At 60.5% G+C, this 3,623-nt stretch carries 3 protein-coding genes; 1 reads left to right on the top strand and 2 read right to left on the bottom strand.

Features of this window, described 5'->3' with window-relative positions:
- Positions 1-1,288 (bottom strand): O-antigen ligase family protein (locus PMI11_RS15720; protein WP_007818720.1); only part of this gene is annotated, 1,288 nt, incomplete at its 3' end.
- A 1-nt stretch (position 1,289) separates the two neighbouring features.
- Positions 1,290-2,477, bottom strand: a complete 1,188-nt coding sequence (locus PMI11_RS15715) for a glycosyltransferase family 2 protein (RefSeq protein ID WP_007818710.1) — start codon at positions 2,475-2,477, stop codon at positions 1,290-1,292.
- Positions 2,478-3,040: 563 nt separating this feature from the next.
- On the opposite strand from PMI11_RS15715, the gene PMI11_RS15710 reads away from it, so the two are divergent.
- A partial coding sequence (locus PMI11_RS15710; protein WP_157179640.1) for a hypothetical protein occupies positions 3,041-3,623 on the top strand: 583 nt, incomplete at its 3' end.

Below are 3,623 nucleotides of genomic sequence, written 5' to 3'. Positions count from 1 at the left end.
TCAAACGTAATCCAGACGTCAGCTCTCTCGCTTCGGTCGGAAACCTGATCGCGAACATAATTACGGCAGTGGCAAACAGGACGAAGAGAAGACTATTTTGAGTGAGGAGGATCGTTTCCGTGAGGTTCATCACGAGGAACATGATGACCAGCACGTTCAGCCACAGCCAACCTTCCTCGGGAGCATCACACAGCAGCGTCGCACCCTGCCGCACAGCGCGGGCAATGGTCCAGACCAGGGGGATGAAGCCCAGGAGCCCGAGGCTTAGCAATGTGTCACGAAATCCATTATGGGCGTGCGGCGCCGGCCACCCGGCCGCGGCTCGTACGTGCCAGCCATCGGGGTTGGAGTCGGCCCAGAAGGCCTGATAGCCGTAACCGAACAACAACCGCCTTCCGATCGCGTGATCCACTTCCCGCCAGAGCGGAACACGACCGGTCAGTGTCGCATCCTTGCCCAGCGCTTCGAGCACGGGAACGAGCAGTTCGCTGAGGCCTACAAGGAGCAGCGCGACCAATTGCAGACAGACCAGCACGAGGGTCACCCGTCCAAGGTCGCGGGTCTTTGATAGAGCAAGGAAGAAAAACGTGGCCACCACCGCGCTGGCGAGTGAGGTCATGGCCGTCATCGACTGTGATGCGACGAGGCAAACGAGACTGGCGCACAGCAGCGGTATGCTGACGATTCTCAGCCCCGCCCGTCGATCCGCCGCCATCACGCTGCATGCGAAAGTCGCGATCGCGGCGTTCCATCCGAGCGCGTTCTTGTTGTCAAAGACGCCTCTCAGGGAGCTCTCGCCCACGGTGAACGCGCGACTGGGCCATGCCGCAGCCATCAAAAGACTGAACGCCATGCCGGAGCCAAGCACTACAACCGTCAGCAACAGCAATTGCCGCGGTGTGAACAGGATGGCGAGGAGATAGGCAAGCGATACGGAGAGAATGAGCGCAATGCCCCGCTGCAGGGTGAGAGCGGGGCTGGGCGACCACAGCACGGAGACGAGCGGCAAAAGGAGGAGCACAACGAACGGCAAGCTGCGGCGGATGGCGATCAGCAGCTCTGCCTGGTTTCGAGCCAAGAGCCCAAGAGAAATCAGATAGATAGGCATGCCAAGCAGGCGAAGAGTCGCCATCTCGCTGGCATCCAGGTAGCCATCGCGATCAACCAGCGGAAAAACGCAACCGCTCAGAAGGAGCAGCGCGATGATGACACCGATGCACTCCATCGAACGCCAAGGCATGGTGACACTGGGGCTGTAGACTGCCGGGTAGCAAGCCTTATCCACCATGTCATTCTGCCGGATACTGGCTGCTCAACGGGCCTTCCGGCGCTCTCGCGCTCGTCATTGCGGTACTTGCGGCGATGCCGACCCGCCGCAGAGAGCTGGCGCCGGCGGGCGCGTCACGCCGCGCCTGATCGGCAACGGTGCCGGTAGCCGACCCCGCAGCGGCTCGGCCGGTCAGATGCTCCACCAGGTAAAGCGGCCGTTGCCGGACCTCGACGGCGATACGGCCGACATACTCGCCAAGAAGCCCAACGGAGATCATGTTGAACGCGCCGAACACCAGGATGACGACCATTATGGACGCATAGCCAGGCGCATCGACGCCAAATATCAGCGTTCGCCCAATGATGATGGCTGCGTAGAGCTGCGCCAGAAAGACGACAACGAGGCCGACATAGGTCCAGATCCGCAGCGGCATCGTCGTCGATCCGGTGATCCCGTCCAAAGCGAAGTTCCACAGGCGCCAATATACCCACTTCGAGGTGCCCGCCGTGCGTTTCGGCCGGTCGTATTCGACCGTCGCCTGAGTGAAGCCAACCCAGGAGAACAGGCCTTTCATAAAGCGGATGCGCTCAGGCATGCCGTTCAGAACATCGACGACGCTGCGGTCCAGCAGCCGGAAGTCGCCGACATTGTCCTGGATGGGATAATCGGCCATCCGATTGTAGAGGCCGTAGAAAGCTGTGGCGCTCCAGCGCTTGAGCCAGGTGTCGCTGCCACGCCTCTTGCGGCGTGCGTTGACCACCTTTGCGCCGCGCATCCAGGCGCTCACCATATCCGGAACGATGTCCGGTGGATCCTGCAGATCGACGTCCATCGGGATGATTGCGTCGCCGCGTGCATGGGCAAGGCCGGCTGCCAGAGCTGCGTCCTTGCCGAAGTTTCGTGACAGGCAGATCAGGCCGATATCCGGTCGCTGTGCCACGAGACTTTCGATAATCTCTACAGTGCGATCTCGGCTGCCGTCGTCGACGAAGAGAATCTCCACCTGTCCGCTTGGTCCGAGAGCGCTGCGGATCGCGTTGGTCTGTGCATCCACGGCCTGGAGAAAGAGCACGATCGTCTCCTCCTCATTGAACACCGGCACCACAATACTCAGCACCAGGCCGTCCGTATCGGACATGCCGCGGGGCGAAAGATCAGTCGTGGCAATTGGCCATGTGCGGGGGAACTCCGTGCTTTGCGGCAACATGTTACGCCCCCGATGTGATGAAATGGGTTGGACCATACGTGCCAGCTGCCGCACGACGATCGGCGCTCAGCCGATAGAGCAACTGCCGGCAAATGCCGAATAGGGATCGTGCCTGATAAAAGTCTCTGCCAAGGTAGCGAGGTCGCCGCCCATAGGTCTTTTGAGGAAACCGCTCGATCCGGTTACTCTTTACAATAGTCTTACTCTTGACCATTCCCGGCTCCATCCAGCTCGCCGAACTGGCAAGCTCCAAGGCTCATCGAACTTCTCTCGGAATCTCCGTCTGTGATGACACGCAAGCCTCTGTAGAAATGAACTTTATTCTTTATGCCGGCTGGTCGAAAGCGAGCCATAAGACGTACGCGTACCACTTTGTGCTGATTGTTGCTCGAACGAAGAACGCGTTAGTCTTAGCGCTGATCTAGGCCGGGATAGATGTATTGCCGGCGGCACACTGGCACGGTTTTGGGACTTGTACGTGTATGGGCATATCTGACCTCAATCTGGCGCTGGGCGCGGAGATCACGGGGCCATCGAACCCGGTCAATAAAACAGGATCGTTTTTGCGGAAGTTGCTCCCATTGTCGCGGCACTTCACTCTGTGGTTCGCGATGGTCGCCACTTTGGTGGCGCTTTGCACGGCGATCAGTGGACAGAGCTACTGGATAGACGAGGCCAATACAGCGTGGCGTGCAGCGGAGCCGCAGTTCGGGGCGCTTCTGGCTCGTATGGTCGCGGAGACGGGCTCCGATGCGCAAATGCCGTTTTTCCTCGTGGCGATCTGGGCCTGGGAGAAGGTTGCGGGCGACGGAGAGATCGCGCTGAGGGTGATGAACCTGCTCTGGCTCGTTCCGGGCCTCTACATCTTCGCCAACGGCCGCGCTGATCGGCTTCTGGTGGCCGGGACCAGCGCCTTCCTGTGGTACTATATCGATGAGGCGCGGCCCTATGGCATGCAGATCGGGGCAAGCTTGATGGTCTTCGGCCTGCTTGAACGCGCGGTCGTTGCAGCGAGCGATCGCGGCGCAGACGGCCCCCCCCTTCGTCCCTACCAAGCCTGGCTGCTTGCGTTCGGGCTTATTGCTCTTGCCGGAAGCAGCTTGCTCGGCGCGATATGGGCCGCGGCCGCCGTTGCTGCCGCGGCTT

It is taken from the genome of Rhizobium sp. CF142, from assembly GCF_000281145.1.
Lineage (GTDB): Bacteria > Pseudomonadota > Alphaproteobacteria > Rhizobiales > Rhizobiaceae > Rhizobium.
This window is presented reverse-complemented; position numbering and strand designations above follow the sequence as displayed.